16 protein-coding genes are annotated in these 21360 nt (G+C 56.5%); 8 read left to right on the top strand and 8 right to left on the bottom strand.

What is annotated here, in order from left to right; all coding sequences use genetic code 11:
- Positions 1 to 156: 156 nt before the first annotated feature.
- Together asnS and pncB are read right to left on the bottom strand one after the other, a co-directional pair.
- A complete protein-coding gene (asnS, locus tag SOM48_RS02980; protein ID WP_023481622.1) occupies positions 157 to 1557 on the bottom strand; it encodes an asparagine--tRNA ligase in 1401 nt (466 codons plus the stop codon).
- A 159-nt stretch (positions 1558 to 1716) separates the two neighbouring features.
- Positions 1717 to 2919: a nicotinate phosphoribosyltransferase gene (gene pncB / locus SOM48_RS02975; RefSeq protein ID WP_094420327.1), complete on the bottom strand. Its 1203-nt coding sequence runs from the start codon at positions 2917 to 2919 to the stop codon at positions 1717 to 1719.
- A 263-nt stretch (positions 2920 to 3182) separates the two neighbouring features.
- Here pncB and pepN point away from each other — a divergent pair, with 263 nt between their 5' ends.
- Positions 3183 to 5795 carry an aminopeptidase N gene (gene pepN / locus SOM48_RS02970; protein WP_320511407.1) on the top strand — a complete coding sequence of 871 codons (2613 nt, stop codon included), beginning with the start codon at positions 3183 to 3185 and terminating at the stop codon, positions 5793 to 5795.
- A 404-nt stretch (positions 5796 to 6199) separates the two neighbouring features.
- Here the strand turns inward: pepN and ssuB are convergent, their stop codons facing one another.
- Genes ssuB through ssuE form a run of 5 tightly spaced genes read right to left on the bottom strand, consistent with a single transcriptional unit; the run spans position 6200 to position 10450 of the window.
- Positions 6200 to 6976: an aliphatic sulfonates ABC transporter ATP-binding protein gene (gene ssuB, locus SOM48_RS02965; protein WP_320511406.1), complete on the bottom strand. Its 777-nt coding sequence runs from the start codon at positions 6974 to 6976 to the stop codon at positions 6200 to 6202.
- Positions 6973 to 7761 (bottom strand): aliphatic sulfonate ABC transporter permease SsuC, encoded by a 789-nt coding sequence (ssuC, locus tag SOM48_RS02960; RefSeq protein ID WP_042716665.1) that lies wholly within the window; start codon positions 7759 to 7761, stop codon positions 6973 to 6975. The genes ssuB and ssuC overlap by 4 nt, the downstream gene beginning before the upstream one ends.
- A 7-nt stretch (positions 7762 to 7768) precedes the next feature.
- Positions 7769 to 8914, bottom strand: coding sequence for an FMNH2-dependent alkanesulfonate monooxygenase (gene ssuD / locus SOM48_RS02955; RefSeq protein ID WP_320511405.1), 1146 nt, complete (start codon positions 8912 to 8914; stop codon positions 7769 to 7771).
- Positions 8911 to 9882 carry a sulfonate ABC transporter substrate-binding protein gene (locus SOM48_RS02950; RefSeq protein ID WP_320511404.1) on the bottom strand — a complete coding sequence of 324 codons (972 nt, stop codon included), beginning with the start codon at positions 9880 to 9882 and terminating at the stop codon, positions 8911 to 8913. The genes ssuD and SOM48_RS02950 overlap by 4 nt, the downstream gene beginning before the upstream one ends.
- Positions 9875 to 10450 carry an NADPH-dependent FMN reductase gene (gene ssuE, locus SOM48_RS02945; RefSeq protein ID WP_054803105.1) on the bottom strand — a complete coding sequence of 192 codons (576 nt, stop codon included), beginning with the start codon at positions 10448 to 10450 and terminating at the stop codon, positions 9875 to 9877. The genes SOM48_RS02950 and ssuE overlap by 8 nt, the downstream gene beginning before the upstream one ends.
- Before the next feature lie 249 nt (positions 10451 to 10699).
- Here ssuE and pyrD point away from each other — a divergent pair, with 249 nt between their 5' ends.
- Entirely contained in the window at positions 10700 to 11710 is a 1011-nt protein-coding gene (pyrD, locus tag SOM48_RS02940; protein WP_023481354.1) for a quinone-dependent dihydroorotate dehydrogenase, read from the top strand.
- Between the two features lie 167 nt (positions 11711 to 11877).
- On the top strand, positions 11878 to 12420 hold the full coding sequence (zapC, locus tag SOM48_RS02935) for a cell division protein ZapC (RefSeq protein WP_054803107.1): 543 nt from the start codon (positions 11878 to 11880) through the stop codon (positions 12418 to 12420).
- On the opposite strand, the gene SOM48_RS02930 is transcribed toward zapC, so the two are convergent.
- A complete protein-coding gene (locus SOM48_RS02930; RefSeq protein WP_320511403.1) occupies positions 12417 to 13526 on the bottom strand; it encodes a YcbX family protein in 1110 nt (369 codons plus the stop codon). The two genes, zapC and SOM48_RS02930, sit on opposite strands and share 4 nt — an antisense overlap.
- Before the next feature lie 100 nt (positions 13527 to 13626).
- On the opposite strand from SOM48_RS02930, the gene rlmKL reads away from it, so the two are divergent.
- From rlmKL to pqiC, 5 genes are read left to right on the top strand one after another with little or no spacing between them, the layout of a single operon-like run.
- A complete protein-coding gene (gene rlmKL / locus SOM48_RS02925) occupies positions 13627 to 15735 on the top strand; it encodes a bifunctional 23S rRNA (guanine(2069)-N(7))-methyltransferase RlmK/23S rRNA (guanine(2445)-N(2))-methyltransferase RlmL (RefSeq protein ID WP_320511402.1) in 2109 nt (702 codons plus the stop codon).
- A 12-nt stretch (positions 15736 to 15747) separates the two neighbouring features.
- Positions 15748 to 17655 carry an ABC transporter ATP-binding protein gene (locus SOM48_RS02920; protein ID WP_054803110.1) on the top strand — a complete coding sequence of 636 codons (1908 nt, stop codon included), beginning with the start codon at positions 15748 to 15750 and terminating at the stop codon, positions 17653 to 17655.
- Between the two features lie 11 nt (positions 17656 to 17666).
- Positions 17667 to 18938, top strand: a complete 1272-nt coding sequence (pqiA, locus tag SOM48_RS02915; RefSeq protein ID WP_289742983.1) for a membrane integrity-associated transporter subunit PqiA — start codon at positions 17667 to 17669, stop codon at positions 18936 to 18938.
- Entirely contained in the window at positions 18928 to 20568 is a 1641-nt protein-coding gene (gene pqiB / locus SOM48_RS02910; protein ID WP_313162691.1) for an intermembrane transport protein PqiB, read from the top strand. The genes pqiA and pqiB overlap by 11 nt, the downstream gene beginning before the upstream one ends.
- Complete coding sequence (gene pqiC / locus SOM48_RS02905) at positions 20565 to 21137, top strand: membrane integrity-associated transporter subunit PqiC (RefSeq protein WP_320511401.1); 573 nt, start codon at positions 20565 to 20567, stop codon at positions 21135 to 21137. Before pqiB ends, pqiC begins: the two co-directional genes overlap by 4 nt.
- The last annotated feature ends 223 nt before the right edge of the window (positions 21138 to 21360 follow it).

The raw sequence follows: 21360 nt of genomic DNA, 5'->3' as shown, positions 1-21360 counted from the left end.
ATTTTTGTTGCGAAGCAATTCAGGTGTAAAAAAACGCAAAGAAACGTATAAAGGGCGATTTTTCAGGCGGGGTAAAGTGTGACCGCGTTAACAAAAGTTGACAGCAGATAATAAAAAGGCCAGCAATTATGCTGGCCTTGTTTGACATTGACGCAATCAGAAGGTTGCGTTGCGCGGCGTACGCGGGAACGGGATCACATCACGAACGTTCTGCACGCCAGTAACATAGGCGATCAAACGCTCAAAGCCGAGACCAAAACCGGCATGCGGTACGGTGCCGTAGCGGCGCAGATCGCGATACCACCAGTAGTCCTCTTTGTTGAGCCCCATTTCAGCCATGCGCGCGTCCAGCACGTCGAGACGCTCTTCACGCTGCGAGCCACCGATGATTTCGCCGATGCCCGGTGCCAGCACGTCCATCGCCGCCACGGTTTTACCGTCATCATTAAGGCGCATATAGAACGCTTTAATCTCTTTCGGGTAGTTTTTAACGACAACCGGCGCTTTGAAGTGCTTCTCAGCCAGATAGCGCTCGTGTTCGGACGCGAGATCGACACCCCAGTAAACCGGGTTTTCGAACTTCTCACCGCACTTCTCAAGGATCGCCACCGCATCGGTGTAATCGACCTGCGCGAAGTCAGCCGCGATAAAGCGCTCCAGACGACCGATAGCATCTTTATCGACGCGCTCGGCGAAGAACTGCAGATCGTCCAGACGCTCTTCCAGCACCGCTTTAAAAGCGTATTTCAGCATCGCTTCTGCCAGACGGGCGTTATCATCAAGGTTCGCGAAGGCGATTTCTGGCTCCAGCATCCAGAACTCCGCCAGGTGGCGGCTGGTGTTGGAGTTTTCCGCGCGGAAAGTCGGGCCAAATGTATAAACCTTTGAGAGTGCGCAGGCATAGGTTTCTGCGTTCAACTGACCGGAAACCGTCAGGAACGCCTCTTTGCCAAAGAAGTCTTTGTCGTAATCAACTTTGCCTTCGGCGTTACGCGGCAGGTTTTCCATATCCAGCGTCGAGACGCGGAACATTTCGCCGGCACCTTCGGTATCGGAGGCGGTGATCAGCGGAGAAGAGACCCAGAAGAAGCCCTGCTCGTCGAAGAAGCGGTGCAGCGCCTGCGCCAGCGTATGACGAACGCGCGCGACGGCGCCGATCAGGTTGGTGCGCGGGCGCAGGTGTGCCACTTCACGCAGGTATTCGATGCTGTGACGTTTTGCCGCCATCGGGTAGGTGTCCGGATCTTCAACCCAGCCGGTCACTTCCACGGATGTTGCCTGGATCTCCAGGCTCTGACCTTCGCCCGGCGAGGCCACAACTTTGCCGGTGACCACAACCGAGCAACCGGTGGTCAGATGCAAAACGTCATCATTGTAATTGGGCAGAGAATTATTAATAACGGCCTGTACAGGATTAAAGCAGGAGCCGTCATAAACGGCGAGGAAGGAGATACCAGCTTTAGAATCTCGGCGGGTGCGCACCCATCCGCGAACCGTCACTTCACTGTCAACGGCAACGCGACCATGGAATACGTCGGCTACAGGCACAACGCTCATAATATTCTCTCTATTAATAGTCGGAAAAAATAAACACTTGTCCACCCGAAATGGGCGGGATCACCTATGTTACCTGGCGAGCGCCATCAGACAAGCAGAATTCGCAGGCAGCATTAATAATTTGTCATGAAAAAAGGGAGCCGACTGGCTCCCTGATGATTAACTCGCCTTTCGCACCTGCGGCAGGTCGAAGGCCTCGCGCAGCGCGCGGACGAACGCTTTGTCGTGGCAAATCGTTTTGCCGGGGCTATCGGATAATTTCGCCACCGGCTTACCGTTACACTCCACCAGCTTAATCACGATATTGAGCGGCTTAACGCCCGGAATATCGCAGGTGAGTCGCGTACCGATGCCGAAGCCAAGCTGAATACGCGAGGCGAAATGGCGGTAGAGATCCAGCGCTTTATTGAGATCGAGGTTATCGGAGAAGACCAGCGTTTTCGACAGCGGATCGATACCAAGCTTTTCATAATGGGCAATCGCTTTCTCGCCCCACTCAGCGGGATCGCCAGAATCATGGCGCAGCCCCTGATAGCGGGTAGCGAACTCCGGGCCGAAATCGCGCAGGAAGGCATCCATGGTGATGCAGTCCGTCAGGGCGATACCGAGTTTATCCGGGTACTCAGCAAGCCAGGCAGCCAGTGCGGCACGCTGGCTGGTCGCCAGATCGGGGCTAATCTGCTGATGTGCTTGGAACCACTCATGGGCCTGCGTACCCATCGGCGTCAGCGACAGGCGACGGGCGAGATCGTAATTGCTGGTGCCAACGAACCACGGCTCCTGTTTAAGCCGCTCAACAATTGCTTGCTGAACATCGGCAGAGAAGCGACGGCGGGTGCCGAAATCCATCAGCCGGAAACCGGACATATCCAGCGACGCGGTGCGCGCAGCGAAATCTGCCAGTTTACTCTCCAGATGCAGCAGGGCCTGCTGGACGCCCGCTTCAGGCGAGCGACAGCGGTGCACCACTTCGCTAATCAGCGCCAGCAGCGGCACTTCCCACATAATCACCTCGCGCCACGGGCCGGAGAGGCGAATTGAGAGCTTGCCATTATCGTTGCTGATGGTGACCTGCTGCGGATCGTAACGGAAGTTACGCAGCCAGGCGAGGTAGTCGGGTTTGAAGAAGGGCAGGCCGGAGAGCCAGAGGAATTCGTCATCCTGCAAGCGCAGATGGCGCATCGCATCAACCTGCTCGCGGATCGCGTCGGCATAAATGCCCAGCAGATCGTCGCCGCGACAGCGAAATTCCGCCGAGACATGCACATCATAGTAGTGATGGAACACCGCTTGCTGCATGTGCAGTTTGTAGGCATCGGTATCCAGCAGCGTTTGCAGACCAGAAAAAGCGAGTTGAGTCATGGCGCGCAGTAGCATCCTCTTACAGGAGCGTTTAGTAGATTAAACAAAGCAAGTAAGTCGCTGGAGTATACCTTGTTTACTCATTTAGTGAACCCCATCACACCATATCGTCGAAAAAGGGTCGATGGCTTTTCGTGCCCACTGTTATAAAAATGTAGCAGACAGAGCTTTTCCCTCTGAAAAGATAAACATTCTGCGTGGCGCGTTTGTAGCAACCGGAATAGACTGGAACCGTAACCAACAGAAGATGCTAAAGGTTTTTTATGACACAACAGCCACAAGCCAAATACCGCCACGACTACCGTGCGCCGGACTACCTGATTAGTGATATTGACTTGACCTTCGACCTTGACGCCGCGAAAACCGTCGTCACTGCGCTGAGCAACGTGTCACGCCAAAGCGCCTCTGCTGCGCCGCTGCGCCTGGATGGCGGCGATCTGACCCTTATCTCCCTGCATATTAATGACCAACCCTGGACGAACTATAAAGAAGAGGGCGGTCAGCTGGTGATCGACGGTCTGCCGGACCGTTTTACCTTACGCATCGTTAATGAGATCAGCCCGGCGGCGAATACCGCGCTCGAAGGGCTCTATCAATCCGGTGAAGCGCTTTGTACCCAGTGTGAAGCGGAAGGGTTCCGTCATATCACCTGGTATCTCGATCGCCCGGACGTGCTGGCGCGCTTTACCACCAAACTGATTGCCGATAAAGCCCGTTACCCGTTCCTGCTCTCTAACGGTAACCGTGTCGATCAGGGCGAGCTGGACAATGGTCGTCACTGGGTGCAGTGGCAGGATCCGTTCCCAAAACCCTGCTACCTCTTTGCGCTGGTGGCCGGTGATTTTGATGTGTTGCGCGATACCTTTACTACCCGTTCCGGTCGTGAAGTGGCGCTGGAGCTCTATGTCGATCGCGGGAATCTTGACCGCGCGCCGTGGGCGATGACCTCGCTGAAAAATTCAATGAAGTGGGACGAGCAGCGTTTCGGTCTAGAGTACGATCTCGACATCTATATGATCGTGGCCGTCGACTTCTTCAATATGGGCGCGATGGAGAACAAAGGGTTGAACATCTTCAACTCCAAATATGTTCTCGCCCGCACCGATACCGCCACCGATAAAGATTATCTCGATATCGAGCGCGTGATTGGGCATGAATATTTCCATAACTGGACCGGTAACCGCGTTACCTGCCGCGACTGGTTCCAGCTGAGCCTGAAAGAGGGGCTGACGGTGTTCCGCGATCAGGAGTTCAGCTCCGATCTCGGTTCCCGCGCCGTTAACCGCATTAATAATGTGCGCACCATGCGTGGCATGCAGTTCGCCGAAGACGCCAGCCCGATGGCGCACCCGATTCGCCCTGAAAAAGTTATTGAGATGAATAACTTCTACACCCTGACGGTGTACGAAAAAGGGGCGGAAGTGATCCGCATGCTGCACACCCTGCTGGGGGAAGACAACTTCCAGAAAGGGATGCAGCTCTATTTTGAGCGCCATGACGGCAGCGCGGCGACCTGCGATGATTTTGTGCAGGCGATGGAAGATGCGTCCAATATCGACCTCTCCCATTTCCGCCGCTGGTATAGCCAGGCCGGCACGCCGATTGTTTCGGTGCAGGATGATTACAACCCGAACACCGAGCAGTACACGCTGACCATCAGCCAGCGCACCCCGCCAACGGCGGAGCAGCAGGAGAAGCTGCCGCTGCATATTCCGTTTGATATCGAACTTTACGATAACGAAGGGAAAGTGATCCCGCTGCAGAAAGAGGGCCACCCGGTACACAACGTGCTAAATGTGACGCAGACGGAGCAGACCTTTGTGTTTGATAACGTCTACTTCCAGCCTGTTCCATCGCTGCTGCGTGATTTCTCGGCACCAGTGAAGCTGGAGTATAAATGGAGCGATCAGCAGCTGACGTTCCTGATGCGCCATGCGAAGAACGACTTCGCGCGCTGGGATGCGGCGCAGAGCCTGCTGGCGACGCATATCAAGCTGAACGTTGCGCGTCATCAGCAGGGGCTGGCGCTCTCGCTGCCGCTGCATGTTGCCGATGCGTTCCGCGCGATCCTGCTCGATGATCAGATCGATCCGGCACTCGCCGCCGAGATCCTGACCCTGCCGTCGGTCAATGAGATTGCCGAGTTGTTCGACATCATCGATCCGGTGGCTATCGCTGCCGTCCGTGAAGCGCTGACCCGCACGCTGGCCACCGAACTGGCAGACGAATTCCTCGCGGTCTACAACGCCCATAAACTCGACAGCTACCGCGTGGAGCATGAGGATATTGGCAAGCGCTCCCTGCGCAATACCTGCCTGCGTTATCTCGCCTTTGGCGATGCGCAGCTGGCAGATAAACTGGTCAGCCAGCAGTATCACGAGGCGGATAATATGACCGATGCGCTGGCCGCGCTCGCGGCGGCGGTTGCCGCCCAGTTGCCTGGCCGCGATCTGCTGATGCAGGAGTATGATGACAAGTGGCATCAGGACGGTCTGGTGATGGATAAGTGGTTTATTCTGCAGGCCACCAGCCCGTCGGCGAATGCGCTGGAAACGGTGCGCGGCTTGCTGCAACACCGCTCTTTCACCCTCAGCAACCCGAACCGTATCCGCTCGTTGATTGGCGCGTTTGCCAGCAGCAACCCGGCGGCGTTCCATGCTGAAGATGGCAGCGGGTACCGCTTCCTGGCCGAAATGCTGACGGAGCTTAACAGCCGTAACCCGCAGGTTGCGTCGCGTCTGATTGAGCCGCTGATCCGCTTCAAGCGTTACGATGAAGGTCGTCAGGCGTTGATGCGTAAAGCGCTGGAACAGCTGAAAGCGTTGCCGAATCTCTCTGGCGATCTCTACGAGAAAGTCAGCAAAGCGTTGGCGTAATCGTGCGGCCTACCTTATCTGACCTGCGCGCGTTGTAGGCCGGATAAGGCGTCAGCCCTTATCCGGCAGCGATGCCCGATGGCGCTGCGCTTATCGGGCCTACGGAAAGAGTGCATGGGGTCGGTTGTAGGCCGTATAAGGCGTCAGCCGCCATCCGGCAGTAATGCCCGATGGCGCTACGCTTATCGGGCCTACGGAAAGAGTGCATGGGTTCGGCTGTAGGCCGGATAAGGCGTCAGCCGCCATCCGGCAGTGATGCCCGATGGCGCTACGCTTATCGGGCCTACGGAAAGAGTACATGGGTTCGGTTGTAGGCCGGATAAGGCGTCAGCCGCCATCCGGCAGTGATGCCCGATAGCGCTGCGCTTATCGGGCAGATGGGCTGTTACTGTTCGTTAATAACATCATGCGTGGCGGGTTCGGGGTACAACGCTGTTTTCGGACTCGCCGCGCTGCATCACGCGGTTCAACACCTGCTCTTCGAGCTCGGCCAGCCTGACCGATCCGAGGCGGCGCGGGCGCGGCAAATCGACACTCACATCGAGGCCAATTTTCCCCTCCTCAATCAGCAATACGCGGTCTGCCATTGCTACCGCTTCACTGACATCGTGCGTCACCAACACCACCGTAAATCCCTGCTCCTGCCACAACTGTGTGATCAGCGCCTGCATCTCCAGCCGGGTGAGGGCATCCAGCGCGCCTAACGGTTCGTCGAGCAGCAGCAAACCCGGTTTATGTACCAGCGCACGCGCCAGCGCAACACGCTGTTTTTGGCCACCGGAGAGCGCCGCTGGCCACTCTGCCGCACGCTGCTCCAGCCCCACCGAGCGTAACGCGCTTTCTGCTGACTCACGCCAGCGGCCTTTCAGCCCGAGACCAACATTATCAATCACCGATTTCCACGGCAGCAGACGTGAGTCCTGAAACATCATGCGCGTATCATGTTGAATGCTGGCAAGGGGCGTCGTGCCTGCCAGCAGCTCACCGCTGTTTGGTGTCTCCAGCCCGGCTAATAGACGCAGCAGCGTGCTTTTCCCGCCGCCGCTGCGGCCCACCACCGCGATAAACTGCCCGGCGGCAATATGCAGATCGAGTCCATTTAACACTGTGTTGGCGCCATACCGTTTGGTGACGCCATTTAACAGCAGTGGGATGCCTTGATTCAGTCGGGCAGTATTCATGCTGTTGCCTCCTTCGTATGGTATGCGGGGTGCCAGCGCAGCCACAAACGCTCCAGCGCCAGTGCGCTGATATCGGCCAGCTTGCCGAGCAGGGCGTAGAGAATGATGGCCACCACCACCACATCGGTTTGCAGAAACTCGCGCGCGTTCATCGCCAGATAACCGATACCGGCATTCGCTGAGATGGTTTCGGCGACAATCAGCGTCAGCCACATCAGGCCGAGCGCAAAGCGCACGCCAACCATAATCGACGGCAGGGCGCCGGGCAGGATCACATGGGCGAAGAGCGCAAAGCCGGAGAGGCCATAGCTGCGCGCCATCTCCACCAGTCCGCGGTCGATATTGCGGATCCCGTGCCAGGTGTTGATATAGATCGGAAACAGCGTCCCGAGCGCGACGAGAAAGATCTTTGCCGTCTCATCAATACCAAACCACAAGATCACCAGCGGGATCAGCGCCAGATGCGGCACGTTACGCAGCATCTGAATCGAAGTATCCAGCAGGCGTTCTCCCCAGCGCGAGAGGCCGCTAATCAGCCCAAGCGTCAGGCCAATGCTGCCACCGATGGAGAAACCAATCGCCGCGCGCCAGGCGCTGATCGCCAGATGCTGCCACAGCTCACCGCTGGCGCTCAGCGTCCAGAACGCTTCCACCACCCCTTCCGGCGACGGAAAGATACGGCTTGAGAGCCAGCCGAAGGTCGAAGCGAGTTGCCAGACCGCGACTATCAGCGCCGGCAGCAGCCAAGGAGCCAGGCGCAACAACCACTTATTCTCTTTCGCCATCACAACCTCAGCTTTGCGCCACGTTACGCGGAATAAACTCGTTCGCCACCGTTTCACCCTGCGGCTGTAACGGTTGCGGCTGCGGGATCTCGGGGATAGCTACATCCAGATGCGGGAAGAGCAGTTCGCCGACGCGATACGCCTCTTCCAGATGCGGATAGCCGGAGAGGATAAAGCTGTCGATACCGAGAGCGGCATATTCGTTGATGCGCGCTGCAACCGTCGGGCCATCGCCCACTAACGCCGTGCCCGCGCCGCCACGCACCAGACCGACTCCGGCCCACAAGTTAGGGCTGATTTCGAGCTTATCGCGCCGGCCGTTGTGTAAGGCGGCCATACGCTGCTGACCAATCGAGTCCTGACGGGCAAAGGCTGCCTGCGCTTTTTCAATTGTTGCATCATCAAGGTGTGAGATAAGGCGATCCGCTGCCTGCCACGCCTCGGCATTGTTTTCGCGCACAATCACATGCAGGCGAATACCGAAGCGCACTTTTCGCCCGTGGGCAGCGGCCTTCGCGCGCACCTGCTCAATCTTCTCTTTTACCTGCTCTGGCGGCTCGCCCCAGGTGAGATAGAGATCGACCTGCTCTGCCGCCAGATCCTGGGCTACATCGGAGGATCCGCCGAAGTAGAGCGGCGGTCGCGGCTGTTGTACCGGAGGGAAGAGCAGCTTCGCGCCGCGTACCTGTAAATGCTTACCGGTGAAATCGACGGTGTCGCCCTCCAGCAAACGACGCCAGATATGGGTAAATTCCGACGACACCTCATAGCGTTCGCTGTGATCGAGGAACACACCGTCGGCTGCCAGCTCCTGCGGATCGCTGCCGGTCACCAGGTTAAACAGCGCCCGGCCATTGGAGAGCCTGTCGAGCGTTGCCGCCTGGCGCGCGGCAACCGTCGGTGAGATCACGCTCGGGCGCAGGGCAACCAGAAACTTCAGGCGCTGGGTGACCGGAATCAACGAGGCTGCCACCAGCCACGCATCTTCACAGGATCGCCCGGTCGGAATTAGCACGCCGCTAAAGCCGAGCCTGTCGGTTGCCTGGGCGATCTGCTGCAAATAGCCATAATCAACCGGTCGCGCGCCGTGGTCGGTGCCAAGATAGTGACCATCACCGTGGGTCGGTAAAAACCAGAACAGATTCAGACTCATGATTTCGCTCCTTCTTGGGTCGGCTGCCAGATGCGGCTACGGATATCGACTTTTTTCGGTACCAGATGGTTTTCATAGAAAAGGTCGGCGGTCTGCTGCTGTAGTGCAGCCGTTGCCTCATTTACCGGGGTGATTTTGGTCGGCGGACGGTGATCGAAATAGGTGGCGATAACCGGCTGCGGCAGCCCCATGGTTTTGGCAAACAGAGCGATACTTTCGTCGCGCTGGCTAATCGTTAAAGCATCCGCTGCGCTGAAGGTATCGAGTACGCCCTGAATAAAGGCGCCATTCTTCTCGGCATAGGGGCGCGCGGCTAAGTAAAATGAACCGGTCTGCTTGAGGGTGGTGCCATCTTTCAGCACCCGCACACCGCCTTGTAACAGGGCGGCAGAGTAGTAGGGATCCCAGATAGCCCAGGCGTCGACATTGTGTTGCTGGAATGCAGCACGCGCGTCTGCCGGGCTGAGGAACACCGGCTGAATATCGCTGAATTTAAGTCCGGCCTGTTGCAGCGCCCGCAACAGCAAGTTATGGGAGCTGGAGCCCTTCTGGAACGCGACTTTATGGCCCTTCAAATCCGCTACGCTTTTGATTGGGCTACCTTCAGCCACGAGGATCACTTCCGCTTTTGGTTTTGGCGGCTCGACGCCGACATAGACCAGATCTGCGCCCGCAGCCTGGGCGAAAATCGGCGGGATATCGCCGGTGCTGCCAAGATCGATACTGCCGACATTCAGCGCTTCAAGCATTTGCGGCCCGGCCGGGAACTCAATCCAGGAAATTTTGGTATGCGGATAGCGCTGCTCCAGCAGGCCGTGGCTTTTCGCCAGCACCATGCTGACACTTCCTTTTTGATAGCCGATACGCAAAGCCTCCGGTGCCGGCTCGGCGGCCTGCGCCCAGGCGGAGAGGGTGAGCAGCCCGCCAAGCAGCAGCCCGGTGGCGGAAAATGAGAGGCGGTTAAACATGAGCAACTCCTTGCGGGGCGTGGAAATCCGGGGCTTTAATATCGCGGCGATGCAGCGCCTGCCAGAAGGTCTCCAGGGCGCTATCCAGTCGGCCTTGCAGATTGGGCGTCAGGCTCGGTTTATGTTGATAATCGAGCACCTGACTGTCGTCGGCGAAGACACCGTGGAGGATCTCCTGTGCCTTGAGGGCACTCAGCACCGGTTTCAGGGCGTAATCAACCGCCAGCAGATGCGCTACCGTGCCGCCCGTTGCCAGCGGCAATACTACTTTGTCTGCCAGCGCGCGTTCGGGAAGCAGGTCGAGCAAGGTTTTTAGGGCTCCGGAATAGGCTGCTTTATAGACCGGGGTGGCGACAATCAGCCCCTCAGCCATGCTGAGTTGCTCGATAAAGGTTTGCAGCGCCGGGCTGTCGAAGCGGGCATAGAGCAGGTCTTCAGGATCAAAATTGTGCAGATGCCAGTGGTTAACCTCAACGCCCTGCGCAGAAAGCCTATCGCGGGCATACTCCAGAAGCGCGCTGGAGCGCGAGGGAAAGCGGGGACTGCCGGCCAGGGTGACAACGCGCATGCTTACTCCTTATAACCAAATGTTTGCTTTTAGATAACATTGATAACAATTTCAGGCAGTGTGACAGAGGCGGTTTATTCCCCTAAATGATTTATTCGGGGAAAAGTTGCTGAAATTTGCATAAGGAGAGGGCCTGAGAGGAAAACGATTGCGCGGAATAGGCTTTTTTTGCCACAGGTCAATTCCCTTTCGCTGCGCTTTCACTGATAATACGCCCCCGGTTTGCACACCGGGAATCCAGGAGAGTTCATGTACTACCCCTTCGTTCGTAAAGCCCTTTTCCAGTTCGATCCAGAACGCGCTCATGAATTAACGTTCCAGCAGCTGCGCCGTATTACCGGCACGCCGCTCGAAGCGCTTGTCCGCCAGCGTGTACCGGCAAAACCGGTGCAGTGCATGGGACTGACCTTTAAAAATCCGCTCGGTCTGGCCGCAGGTCTGGATAAAAACGGAGAGTGCATTGATGCGCTGGGCGCGATGGGGTTTGGCTCAATCGAGATTGGCACCGTGACGCCGCGCCCGCAGCCGGGAAATGATAAGCCGAGGATCTTCCGCCTGGTGGAAGCTGAAGGGCTGATTAACCGCATGGGCTTTAACAACCTTGGCGTCGACAACCTGGTCGAGAATGTCAAAAAGGCGCATTTTGACGGCGTACTCGGTATTAATATCGGCAAAAATAAAGATACGCCGGTTGAACAGGGAAAAGATGACTACTTGATCTGCATGGAGAAAATTTACCCCTATGCCGGTTATATCGCCATCAATATCTCTTCGCCAAACACCCCAGGTTTGCGCACCTTGCAATATGGCGAAGCGCTGGATGATTTACTCAGCGCCATTAAAATTAAGCAGAATGATCTGCAAGCTCGCCACCATAAATATGTTCCGGTGGCGGTGAAAATTGCGCCCGATCTTTCTGAAGAAGAGCTAATCCAGGTCGCGGACAGTTTAGTTCGCCACAATATTGATGGCGTTATTGCCACCAATACTACCCTCGACCGGGCATTGGTTCAGGGAATGAAGCACTGTGATGAAACCGGTGGTTTAAGTGGACGTCCCCTGCAATTAAAAAGTACGCAAATTATCCGACGTCTGTCACAAGAATTATCCGGGCGTTTACCGATTATTGGCGTCGGCGGAATCGACTCGGTGATTGCCGCACGCGAGAAGATGGAAGCGGGCGCTTCGCTGGTGCAAATTTATTCTGGTTTTATTTTTAAAGGCCCACCGCTGGTAAAAGAGATCGTCACCCACCTCTGATCTTTTTCCCCTCCTGCGTAACCAGGGCTTTATTTCCGGCCCTGGTTGTTTTATATTCCGTCACTGTTGCTAATTTAAACATTTCAGTCTTCAATTATTAAGTTAATAAGCGAGGCGGCACAACGGATGAAAAAACAACAGGATGTTTAGGGGGAAAGGGGGAAACAATGCGAATTAAACCTGACGATAATTGGCGCTGGTATTTTGATGAAGAGCACGATCGTATGATGCTCGATTTAGCCAATGGTATGTTATTTCGCTCCCGATTCGCCCGTAAAATGCTGACGCCTGATGCCTTTTCCCCGTCTGGTTTTTGTGTTGATGACGCTGCGCTTTATTTCTCCTTCGATGAAAAATGCCGTGATTTAGAATTATCTAATGAGCAACGCGCCGAGCTGGTACTCAATGCGCTGGTGGCTATCCGCTTTCTTAAACCGCAAATGCCGAAAAGCTGGCACTTTTTGAGCCACAACTCCCCGTGGACGCCCGCCACTGGCGACGGTGCCTGCGTCTGGTTAAGCGATACGCAAGAGTGCGTGAATTTGCTGGTGGTCGAGCCAGGAGAGAACGCGACGCTCTGCCTGCTGGCGCAGCCCGGCGTGGTGGTTGCCGGGCGCACGATGCAACTGGGCGATGCGATAAAGATCATGAACGATCGCCTGAAGCCGCAGCTTAATGCCGCAAGCCTCGCTTTCGAGCAGGCGGTTTAAGGTTCCAGCCGCAGCGACGTTTTCGGTACGCAGCTGCAACTGAGGATAGTGCCATCCTCACCCAGCGCTGACTGTTTCAGCGCACTCACTTCCCCTTCGACTAAACGTATCCGGCAACAGCCGCAGATGCCTGCGCGACATGAGTAGGGCACGCGGATCCCCTGGTTTTCCAGCTGCTCCAGCAGCACCTGCTGGTTATTACCGCGAAAGGTCTGACCCTGCCACTCAATATCCACCGTGCCTGCGGGTTGCGCCTCCGGTTCAAGTGATTCAACGACCGCACCTGCGCCGTAAACCTTCGCCGGGCCGGTGGCCAGTACCGCAACCTCATCGCCGGTGCGAATTACGCCGCTGTTGCGGGCAATTAAATTCTGACCGAAGTCGACGTCGCCATTATCCTGCGCCGTGCGGAACTTTTGCAGTGTGGCGAGCGGCTCACCGGTAGGGTGTTTCTGACCGCGCTCGGGGCTGACGGTGGTAAAGATGCAGCGGCTGCACGGTTTAACCACGTCAAACACCACGTCGCCAATGCGCACCACTTTCCAGCTATCCTCCTCCCACGCCTGCGCCCCGGTCACCACCAGATTGGGGCGAAACTGCTCCATCTGTACGCTGGCAGGGCAACGTTGTTGCAGATCGCGCAACGAGGCTTCATTGGTTAACAGATAGGGAAAGCCATCGGCAAAGGAGAGGGGAACCTCTTCGTGGCGCTTAACGCGGCGGGTCGGATTTGTGCCCACCCAGCGCAGCTGCACCTCGCGGTCGAAAAAGCCGCTCAGCCACTGGTTGATGGCCGCAGGGGCAATCAGCGCCGTAAAGTGGTTGCCCCACACCTCGGTAGGTGCGGCGTCGGGGGAAAAATCGGCAAAGCGGATCACCGCACTACTGCCGTCGGGCGCGGTCAGATGCAGGCCATCCGTTAAAGGCGAGGGCAGAAAACGCACCATCTGCGGAAACTGACGTGCGGTAATAAAGGTGCCATCAGGTTGCGTAACCATAAAAACCCGGTCAAATGCGAGGCCGCTGGCATCGGCGAGGGCATGCGTCAGGCCAATACCGCGCATGGATTTCACCGGATGGATATAAAGACGTGAAAGGGTAGGCACGTCTTCCTCCCTGTTAGACGAAAATAAGCCCTCAACTTTATGACATGAGGGCGAGATTAGCTATAATGCGCAACAATTTTCGTAGAGTGTAAGTGACATTATGATTTCTCTGTTTGCCAGTACGGCCCGTGGGCTGGAAGAGCTGTTAAAAACTGAACTTGAAAAACTCGGCGCCGTGGAGTGCCGCGTCGTTCAGGGTGGTGTCCATTTTGAAGGCGACACGCGGCTCCTGTACCAAAGCCTGATGTGGAGCCGCCTGGCCTCGCGCATTATGATGCCGCTGGGAGAGTGCAAGGTTTACAGTGACCTTGATCTCTATCTAGGCGTGCAGGCGATCAACTGGACAGAGATTTTCAACCCGGGCGCAACCTTTGCCGTGCACTTCAGCGGGCTGAACGATGAGATCCGCAACAGCCAGTACGGCGCGCTGAAAGTGAAAGATGCGATTGTCGACAGCTTTACGCGCAAGAACCTGCCGCGCCCGAATGTCGAGCGTGAAATGCCGGATCTGCGCATTAACGTTTGGCTCAACCAGGAAACGGCGCATATCTCGCTCGATCTGAGCGGCGAAGGTCTGCACCTGCGCGGCTACCGCGATCGTACCGGCATCGCGCCGATCAAAGAGAACCTGGCCGCAGCAATTGTGATGCGCTCCGGCTGGCAGCCGGGCACGCCGCTGCTCGATCCGATGTGCGGCTCCGGCACGCTGCTGATTGAAGCTGCCATGGCGGCAACCGATCGCGCGCCTGGCCTGCACCGTGGCCACTGGGGTTTTAGCGGCTGGGCGCAGCATGATGATGCCATCTGGGGTGAAGTGAAAGCCGATGCGCAAAACCGCGCGCGCCAGGGGCTGGCGACCTATGAATCCCGTTTTTATGGCTCTGACAGCGATGCCCGCGTCATTGAGAATGCCCGTAAAAACGCCCGTCGCGCCGGAATTGGCGAGCTGATTACCTTTGAAGCCAAAGATGTCGCGCAGCTCAGCAACCCATTGCCGCAAGGCCCGTACGGCACGGTTATCAGTAACCCGCCTTACGGCGAGCGTCTTGAGAGTGAACCGGCGCTGATCGCCCTGCACAGCCTGCTGGGTCGTCTGCTCAAGTCACAGTTTGGCGGCTGGAACCTGTCGCTGTTTAGCGCCTCGGTCGATCTGCTCAACTGCCTTCAACTGCGCGCCGACCGTCAGTTCAAAGCCAAAAACGGCCCGCTCGACTGTGTGCAGAAAAACTACCATCTGGCGGAAAACACCGGCGAAGCGAAAGCGCCAGCGATGGCGGAAGATTTCGCTAACCGCCTGCGTAAAAACGTTAAGAAGCTGGAGAAGTGGGCACGTCAGGAGGGGATTGAGTGTTATCGCCTGTATGATGCCGATCTCCCGGATTATAACGTTGCTGTCGATCGCTATGCCGACTGGGTGGTGGTGCAGGAGTACGCCGCGCCGAAAACCATCGATGCGCAAAAAGCGCGTCAACGCCTGTTCGATATTATTGCCGCCACCATTCACGTGCTCGGTATTGCGCCTAACAAGCTGGTGCTGAAAACCCGTGAGCGCCAGAAGGGCAATAATCAATACCAGAAGATGAACGAGAAGGGCGACTTTATCGAGGTGAGCGAATATAACGCGCGCCTGTGGGTCAACCTGACCGATTATCTGGATACCGGCCTGTTCCTCGATCACCGTATTGCCCGCCGCATGCTGGGCCAGATGAGCAAAGGCAAAGATTTCCTTAACCTTTTCGCCTACACCGGCAGCGCCAGCGTCCATGCGGGCCTCGGCGGCGCACGCTCAACCACCACCGTGGATATGTCCCGCACCTATCTGGAGTGGGCAGAGCGTAACCTGCGCCTTAATGGCTTAAGCGGCCGCGCACATCGCCTGATCCAGGCGGATTGCCTCGGCTGGCTGCAGGAGACCGATGAGCAGTTCGATCTCATCTTTATCGATCCGCCCACCTTCTCCAACTCCAAGCGCATGGAAGAGTCTTTTGATGTGCAGCGCGATCATATGCGCCTGATGGAAGACCTGAAGCGTCTGATGCGCAAAGGGGGCACCATTATGTTCTCCAATAACAAACGCGGTTTCCGTATGGATCTCGACGGGCTGGCGAAGCTGGGGCTTAAAGCACAAGAAATTACCCAAAAAACGCAGTCGCAGGATTTTGCCCGCAACCGTCAAATCCACAACTGCTGGCTGATTACCGCAGCCTGAAAGGATAAATAGATGTCATTAATTAGTATGCACGGCGCGTGGCTCTCATTCAGCGACGCACCGCTTCTTGATAATGCGGAACTGCATATCGAAGAGAATGAGCGCGTCTGTCTGGTTGGCCGTAACGGCGCAGGCAAATCGACGCTGATGAAGATCCTCAACCGGGAAGTGAATCTCGATGATGGTCGCATTGTTTATGAACAGGATTTAGTTGTTGCGCGTCTGCAGCAGGATCCGCCGCGCAATGTCAGCGGCAGCGTTTACGATTTCGTTGCCGAAGGTATCGAAGAGCAGGCAGAGTATCTCAAGCGTTATCACGAGGTTTCCCACCTGGTGATGACCGATCCGAGCGACAGAAACCTTGCCGAGCTGGCGCGCGTACAGGAGATGCTGGATCACCACGGCCTGTGGCAGCTGGAGAACCGCATCAATGAAGTGCTGGCGCAGCTTGGCCTGACGGCTGATATGTCGCTCTCAGCACTCTCCGGCGGCTGGTTGCGTAAGGCGGCGCTGGGGCGTGCGCTGGTCAGCGGGCCGCGCGTGCTGCTGCTTGATGAGCCAACCAACCACCTCGATATTGAAACCATTGACTGGCTGGAAGGGTTCCTGAAATCGTTCGGCGGCACCATTATCTTTATTTCGCACGACCGTTCGTTTATCCGCAATATGGCGACGCGTATTGTCGATCTCGATCGCGGCAAGCTGGTCTCCTATCCGGGCAATTACGACCAGTATCTGCTGGAGAAAGAGGAAGCGCTGCGCGTTGAGGATCTGCAAAACGCCGAATTCGATCGCAAGCTGGCGCAGGAAGAGGTATGGATCCGCCAGGGCATTAAAGCGCGTCGTACCCGTAACGAAGGGCGCGTGCGTGCACTGAAAGCGATGCGCCGCGAGCGCAGCGAACGCCGTGAGGTGATGGGCAGCGCAAAAATGCAGGTCGAAGAGGCATCCCGCTCTGGCAAAATCGTCTTTGAGCTGGAGCATGTTGATTACGGCGTCGATGGTAAAGCGCTGGTGCGTGACTTCTCCACCCAGGTGCAGCGCGGCGACAAAATTGCGCTGATTGGCCCGAACGGCTGCGGTAAAACGACCCTGCTGAAGCTGATGCTTGAACAGTTGAAAGCCGATAGCGGCCGCGTTCACATTGGTACCAAGCTTGAAGTGGCCTACTTCGACCAGCATCGTGCTGAGCTGGATCCCGACAGAACCGTGATGGATAACCTGGCGGAAGGTAAGCAAGAAGTGATGGTCAACGGCAAGCCGCGCCATATTCTCGGCTACCTGCAAGACTTCCTGTTCCATCCGAAGCGGGCAATGACGCCGGTACGCGCGCTGTCAGGCGGGGAGCGTAACCGCCTGTTGCTGGCGCGGCTGTTCCTTAAACCCAGCAACTTGCTGATTCTCGATGAACCGACCAACGACCTGGATGTGGAAACCCTCGAACTGCTGGAAGAGCTGATTGATAGCTACCAGGGCACGGTTCTGCTGGTGAGCCACGACCGTCAGTTTGTTGATAACACCGTGACCGAATGCTGGATCTTCGAAGGCGAAGGGCGCATCGGTCAGTATGTTGGTGGTTATCACGATGCGCGCGGTCAGCAGGCGGCTTCGCAGGCGTTTAAACACGCTGCGGTGCAGAAAAGTGCCGAGGCGCCTGCCGCCAAAGCAGAAACTGTTAAACGCAGCGCCAACAAACTAAGCTATAACCTGCAGCGTGAGCTGGAACAGCTGCCGCAAAAGCTGGAACAGCTGGAAGCAGAGCTGGAAAGCTTGCAGGCGCAGGTAGCGGATGCAAGTTTCTTCAGCCAGCCGCACGATCATACGCAAAAAGTCCTCGCTGATATGGCGTCAGCCGAGCAGGCACTGGAAGCGGCGTTTGAACGCTGGGAGTATCTGGAGGCGCTGAAAAACGGCGCATAGAGGAAAGCGGTATGTGTGAACACCACCATCATGGCACGCGCCACATTCTCTGCTCGCAATGTGACATGCTGGTGGCGTTACCGTCGCTGCAACATGGACACCGGGCGGCGTGCCCGCGCTGCGGCACAACCCTGACGACCGAATGGCAGGAGCCGCGGCAGCGTCCGACGGCGTACGCCCTCGTCGCCCTGTTTATGCTGCTGCTCTCTAATCTTTTCCCCTTCGTCAATATGCAGGTGGCGGGCATCGGCAGCGAAGTGACGCTGCTTGAGATCCCAAGCGTCATGTTTTCTGAAGACTACGCCAGCCTTGGCACGCTCTTCCTGCTTTTTGTCCAGCTGGTGCCTGCCTTCTGCCTTATCACTATCCTGCTGCTGGTTAACCGGGTGCGGATGGATTTTCGCCTTAAAATCGCGCTGGCGCGGGTACTGTTTCAGCTGAAAAGCTGGGGCATGGCGGAGATTTTTCTTGCCGGCGTGCTGGTGAGCTTCGTTAAACTGATGGCCTATGGCGATATCGGCATCGGCAGCAGTTTCATTCCGTGGTGCCTCTTTTGCCTGCTGCAGCTGCGCGCCTTTCAGTGCGTCGATCGCCACTGGCTGTGGGATGACATCGCGCCTGCGCCTGTACTTGAGCAACCTCTGCATGCGGGCATTACCGGGATCCGTCAGGGGCTGCGCTCTTGTCCCTGCTGCACGGCAATCGTTCCGATGGATAATACGGTTTGTCCGCGATGTCATACGCGCGGTTATGTCCGGCGACGCCACAGCATTCAGTGGACGCTGGCACTGCTCGTCACAGCGATCATGCTCTATCTGCCGGCCAATATTTTGCCGATCATGATAACGGATCTGCTGGGCGATCCGACGCCATCGACCATACTGGCGGGGGTGGTGCTGTTATGGAGCGAGGGCTCCTATCCCGTAGCGCTGGTGATTTTTATTGCCAGCATTATGGTGCCGACGCTGAAAATGATCGGTATTGCCTGGCTCTGCATTGATGCGAAAGGATACGGCAGACGTGACAGTGAACGGATGCATTTTATTTATGAAGTGGTCGAGTTTGTCGGCCGCTGGTCAATGATTGATGTCTTTGTTATTGCGGTGCTATCTGCGTTAGTTCGCATTGGCGGGCTGATGAATATCTATCCTGCAATGGGTGCGCTAATGTTTGCGCTGGTCGTTATTATCACGATGTTTGCGGCGATGACTTTCGACCCGCGTCTCAGTTGGGATCGGGAGCCACAAACGCACCATGAGGAGTTGTCAGAGCATGGAGAATAAACAGGGCGAAGCCCAGGTGCAAAAAGTAAGGAACTGGTCACCGGTCTGGATTTTCCCGATCGTGACCGCGCTGATTGGCGCCTGGATCCTCTTTTACCACTACAGCCATCAGGGGCCGGAAGTGACGTTGATCACCACCAATGCTGAGGGCATTGTCGGCGGGAAAACGCCGATTAAAAGCCGCAGCGTGGATGTCGGCGTCGTGGAGAGCACCACGCTGACCGATGATTTAACCCACGTGGAGATCAAGGCGCGGCTCAACTCCGGCATGGAAAAACTGCTGCATAACGATTCGGTATTCTGGGTGGTAAAACCGCAGGTCGGTCGTGAAGGGGTCAGTGGCCTTGGAACACTGCTCTCGGGTGCCTATATTGAACTGCAGCCGGGTGCTAAAGGCAGCGTGCCCGATCAATATACTCTGCTGGATGCCCCTCCGCTGGCACCGCCGGATGCTAAAGGTATCCGCGTGATCCTCGACAGCAGCAAGGCGGGACAACTCTCACCCGGCGATCCGGTGCTGTTCCGCGGCTATCGTGTCGGTTCGGTTGAAACCAGTAACTTTGATACGCAAAAACGGACCATGACCTATCAGCTCTTCATCAATGCGCCGAACGATCGGCTGGTGACCAGCAATGTCCGTTTCTGGAAAGATAGCGGTATCGCCGTCGATCTCACCTCTGCCGGGATGCGTGTCGAAATGGGATCGCTGGCGACGCTATTTGGCGGCGGCGTCAGTTTTGATATCCCGGATGGGCTGGACTTAGGGCAGCCGGTGGCGGAGAAGAGCGCCTTTAAACTGTATGACGATCAGCGCAGTATTCAGGATTCGCTCTATACCGATCATGTCGACTACCTGATGTTCTTTAAGGACTCGATTCGCGGCCTGCAGCCGGGTGCGCCAGTGGAGTTCCGCGGTATTCGCCTTGGAACCGTGAGCAAGGTGCCATTCTTTAACCCGGGCATGCGCCAGGCGCTGAACGATGATTACCGCATTCCGGTTCTGATCCGTATTGAGCCTGAGCGGCTGGCGAATCAGCTGGGACAGGATGCAGATATGACCGCGCATATGAAAGAGCTGCTTAATCGTGGCCTGCGCGCATCGCTGAAGACCGGGAATATCGTCACCGGCGCGCTGTATGTCGATCTCGACTTCTACAGTAATGCGCCGCCGATGAAAGAGTTCACTGAGTTTGAGGGCTATCCGATTATCCCGACGATGAGCGGCGGTCTGGCGCAAATCCAGCAGCGACTGATGGATACGCTGGATAAGATTAACAACCTTCCGCTCAATCCAATGATTCAGCAGGCGACAAATACGCTGTCGGAGAGCCAGCAAACCCTTAAACGTCTGCAAACGACGCTGGATAATCTGAATAAATTGACTGCCAGCCAGTCAATGCAGCAGCTTCCGGCAGATATGCAGTCTACGCTGCGCGAGCTTAATCGCAGTATGCAAGGCTTCCAGCCGGGGTCGGCCGCCTACAACAAGATGGTGGCGGATATGCAGCGCCTGGATCAGGTGTTACGGGAACTGCAGCCAGTGCTGAAGACGCTGAACGATAAGAGCAATGCGCTGGTATTCGAAGCGAAAGGGAAAAACGATCCGCAGCCGAAGAGGGCGAAACAATGAGAAATAGCGCACTGGCGATGCTTGTCCTGTTATTAGCCGCCTGCAGCAGCGGCGGCGATAACAAAAGTTACTACCAGCTACCGTCGCCGTCGGTAACCACGACGCAGTCGATGACCGGGCAAACCCAGGGCAATCGCCAGCTCTGGGTAGAGCAGGTCTCTGTGCCGGACTATCTGGCCGGCAATGGCGTGGTGTATCAAACCAGCGATGTGCAATACGTTATTGCCAATAACAATCTCTGGGCTAGCCCGCTCGATCAGCAGTTGCGTAATACGCTGGTGGCGAACCTGGGCAATGCCTTACCCGGCTGGGTTGTGGCATCGCAGCCGCTGGGCAGCGAGCAGGACACGCTGAATGTGACGGTAACCGGTTTTCACGGCCGCTATGACGGGCGCGTTATTGTCAGCGGCGAATGGCTGCTTAAGCATCAGGGCAGCTTAATTAAGCGGCCTTTCCATATTGAACTGAAGCAGCAAGAAGATGGTTACGATGCGATGGTGAAAACGCTGGCGCAAGGCTGGCAGCAGGAAGCCGCTAGTATCGCTGCGGAGCTGAACCGTTTGCCATAAGTAGATTTAATGATCAAAGAAGCCGCAGCGGGCCTTCACTTGCTGCGGCTTTTTTTGTTTTTGTGCTCATAAACTTAGTCAGGCGAATGTGTGTTTGTTGTACAAATGAAGTTTTGTCCAGGTCACATTTATGACACTGGCGTGAATTTTGCGCATTGACGACGCGGTCCATTCAAGGTATTTGTGACCTGTGGTTGCACATTAAGTGACCACTGTTTTCTTT

This window comes from Kosakonia sp. CFBP8986, from assembly GCF_034044935.1.
Taxonomy (GTDB): Bacteria; Pseudomonadota; Gammaproteobacteria; order Enterobacterales; family Enterobacteriaceae; genus Kosakonia; species Kosakonia cowanii.
Note: the sequence above shows the minus strand (reverse complement) of the source record. Positions and strands in the feature narration are given on the sequence as shown.